The 2672-nt window shown below is 61.4% G+C and carries 3 protein-coding genes; 1 reads left to right on the top strand and 2 read right to left on the bottom strand.

Annotation, left to right across the window (positions count from 1 at the left end; genetic code table 11):
* Positions 1 to 412, top strand: a 412-nt coding sequence (locus tag VK519_RS09475) for a DUF2269 family protein (RefSeq protein WP_324349300.1), incomplete at its 5' end; no start/stop codon positions are given.
* Positions 413 to 423: 11 nt separating this feature from the next.
* Here the strand turns inward: VK519_RS09475 and VK519_RS09470 are convergent.
* Both VK519_RS09470 and VK519_RS09465 read right to left on the bottom strand, forming a co-directional pair.
* Positions 424 to 1194 (bottom strand): YkgJ family cysteine cluster protein, encoded by a 771-nt coding sequence (locus tag VK519_RS09470; protein WP_324349298.1) that lies wholly within the window; start codon positions 1192 to 1194, stop codon positions 424 to 426.
* The coding region (locus VK519_RS09465; RefSeq protein ID WP_324349297.1) for an autotransporter outer membrane beta-barrel domain-containing protein at positions 1195 to 2672 on the bottom strand (1478 nt) is incomplete at its 5' end. It abuts the gene before it with no gap.

Raw genomic sequence — 2672 nt, 5'->3', positions numbered from 1 at the left:
ATTAGGCACTGCGTTCTTCATGTGGTTCACCCATCGTACCGGTCAGGTTGCCGCGATCGCTACGGCAGCCCGGTTAACTGTTCTTGCCGATCTCCTGTTCACAACGCCAGCGGTGATCGTGCAGCCCGTTTCGGGCTTGTTGCTGGTGCGGCTGATGGGTTTCGATCTGCACACATCGTGGGTGCAGGCCAGCATGGCGCTTTATCTGTTCATTGGGGCGTGCTGGCTGCCTGTGGTTTGGCTGCAATGGCATGCACGCAATCTCGCCCTCAGTGCCGTGCGGGACAACAAGCCGCTGCCCCCTACCTACTATCGCTGCATGCGTGTGTGGTTCGCGCTGGGATGGCCAGCCTTTCTCGCGACGCTGACCATTTTCTGGCTGATGGTAGCCAAACCCACGCTGTGGGGCTGAGCCAGGTATCGTCAATTTGGCGATGTCGCCTCTAAGGGAATGTACAAATGACGATCATCACTGTTTGCTGGATATAGCTGAGCTTGCATGTCGCGAAGCTTGTCGGTGAGTCCTTGTCCGTGAACTCTTACGAGCCACTGCTTCTCTGGCGATCGCTGTTGTGCCGACACACGGCTGATAGCCGCCATCAGATCGTCCACACCTGGGGTATGGATGACATAGCCGCAGCCCTTCCATGCCGTGACTCTTAGATCCAACTCCTCGCAGATCAATACCTTCGTCAAAGCCTCTGTCTGGTCAGCATGACGAGAGGCCTCTACTAGTTGTTTGATGGAAGGTATTAACTGACCGTCGGGCCGTATAACTTCGTTTGTTTGCGATGTATCCCACGCCTCAGGGGGGCAATCCTTCTGATCGGTCCGGAAGGCGACGAAGGGGTTTACCTCCATGGGATAGATTCGGCATACCAGAGGCCTCTGGTCATAGATCTGACAGGCATTGCCTTCGCCGAGGTTGGGGCAGCCTGAAATCGCGTCAGCGGCAAATATGGCAATGACACAAATGTCGATACTTCCAGATCTGACATGAGTGCCACGGCTCGCATTGTGTCGGTAACGGGCGAGGTCCCCTTGGTCTTCGTCAATGGCGAAGGCTTCCAACAGGATAGAGACGCGATGACCGCGGCGAAGCCAGGCTTCGGCCTCTTCCAGCGTCAAGGGCACATACCGACCCTTGCAGCACGCGCCACAGCCTACGCAGTTGAAATTGATCTGCTTGCTCATCTAGAACGTCATATTGAGGCTCAACCGCGCCCCCTGATCCTTGACGTCCCCACCGAACTGGCCCATGTAGCTGGCGTCGACTTCCGTGTGCGCGGCCACGCGGAACGACAGACCGGCGTCGGCGACCAATGCGTGACGCGCAACCGGTACACCGCTGATCTCGAAGGCATCGCCACCGGCGAAATGCATGGTCGATACCGGCGTGAGGTCGCCCCATGCCTGCTGCCAGCCAAGGCTGCCGTGCGCCGCGATGGCGTCGCCACTCAGCCGGAACGCATCGCGCACACCGAGCGTGGCGGTGTTCACCGCGCTGCTGTCGCTACCGGTGCTCAGTGCAGCGGCGCCGCCGCTTTCGTTCACGGCGTCGGTGCGCAATTGCACGTGCGCGGCATTCAGGAACGGCTCGAACTGGTTGCCGCCATCGGAGGTGAAGCGATAGCCGCCTTCGACATAGACCTGGCCGGTGCGTGCATGACCGCTTGACCCCAGCGACTCATTGAAGTCGCCAAACGCAACATGTCGCGTGGTGTCGATGTCCTGCCACGAATAGGCAGCGCCAGCACGCAGGTCGATCGCGCCCAATGCCGTACTGCCATAGAAACCAAGCTGGTCGGCGGTGACGTGCGCCGAGGAGTCACGCGCATCGACTTGCAGCGAGTTCTGGCTGTGCCCGAGGATGGCACCCAGACGGGTGTCGGCGCCCACGCCGGTATCGGCACCGACGATCAGGCCGCTGCCATTGGCCTGCAGGCGCGCGGCGTTGCCGTTGCCGTCGTGATCGCCCCAATGCCCGGTAACGCTGGTCCACACGCTCGAACCGTTCGCGGTATCGCCTCGGGCACCGTCATCCATGCCGAGCAAATGGCGGTTGATCGCTTCGCGCACGTAACGGCTGTCGTCGATCAGGGCGGTGCGCGTGCTGGCGTGAATCTCGCCGGAGAGTTTGTCGAAGGCGGCACGCGCCGTCGGCGCGTCCAGTTTTTCGACGGCGTCATAGACGGGCTGGCCGGCGCCGAGCGCTTCGGCGGCGCCCGCGGTGGCCCGCTGGTTCGGTGTCTGGGCGACCGTGGTGAAGTCCACGCTGTTACGCGACAGCGACAGGGTGACGGCATTGGCGCTGTAGCTCAGCGATGGTGCCAGGAACGCGAGATTGTCGGTCACGCCATCGAACTGGCCGGTGACGCCCTGCCCCGCATTGATGATCGTGTAATCCGTGCGCGGTGCCCAGTTTCCATCCTGTCCAAGGGCCAGGACGGTGCCGCCCAGGATGGTGACCTTGCCTGCAACATCCAGGCGATCGGCCTGGCCATCGGGCGTGGTTTCGACCTGGAACGTCGACCCCTTCTCAAAAGACGCATCACCAGCGACATGCAGCGTGCCGATGGAATTCCCCGGCGACAGCGTACCTGCCAGATCCAGGCCGCCGATGCTGCCGATACCACCAATGCTGCTGCCTGCATTGACTACGACATTGCCGG

The sequence above is a fragment of the Pinirhizobacter sp. genome (assembly GCF_035317885.1).
Classification (GTDB): domain Bacteria; phylum Pseudomonadota; class Gammaproteobacteria; order Xanthomonadales; family Rhodanobacteraceae; genus Pinirhizobacter.
The sequence above is the reverse complement of the archived record's forward strand: the minus strand, read 5'-3'. Positions and strand labels throughout refer to the sequence as shown.

What these genes read in the sequence shown, in the direction of transcription:
- VK519_RS09470 (WP_324349298.1), bottom strand. Translation starts at nt 1,194, where the DNA reads ATGAGCAAGCAGATCAATTTCAACTGCGTAGGCTGTGGCGCGTGCTGC.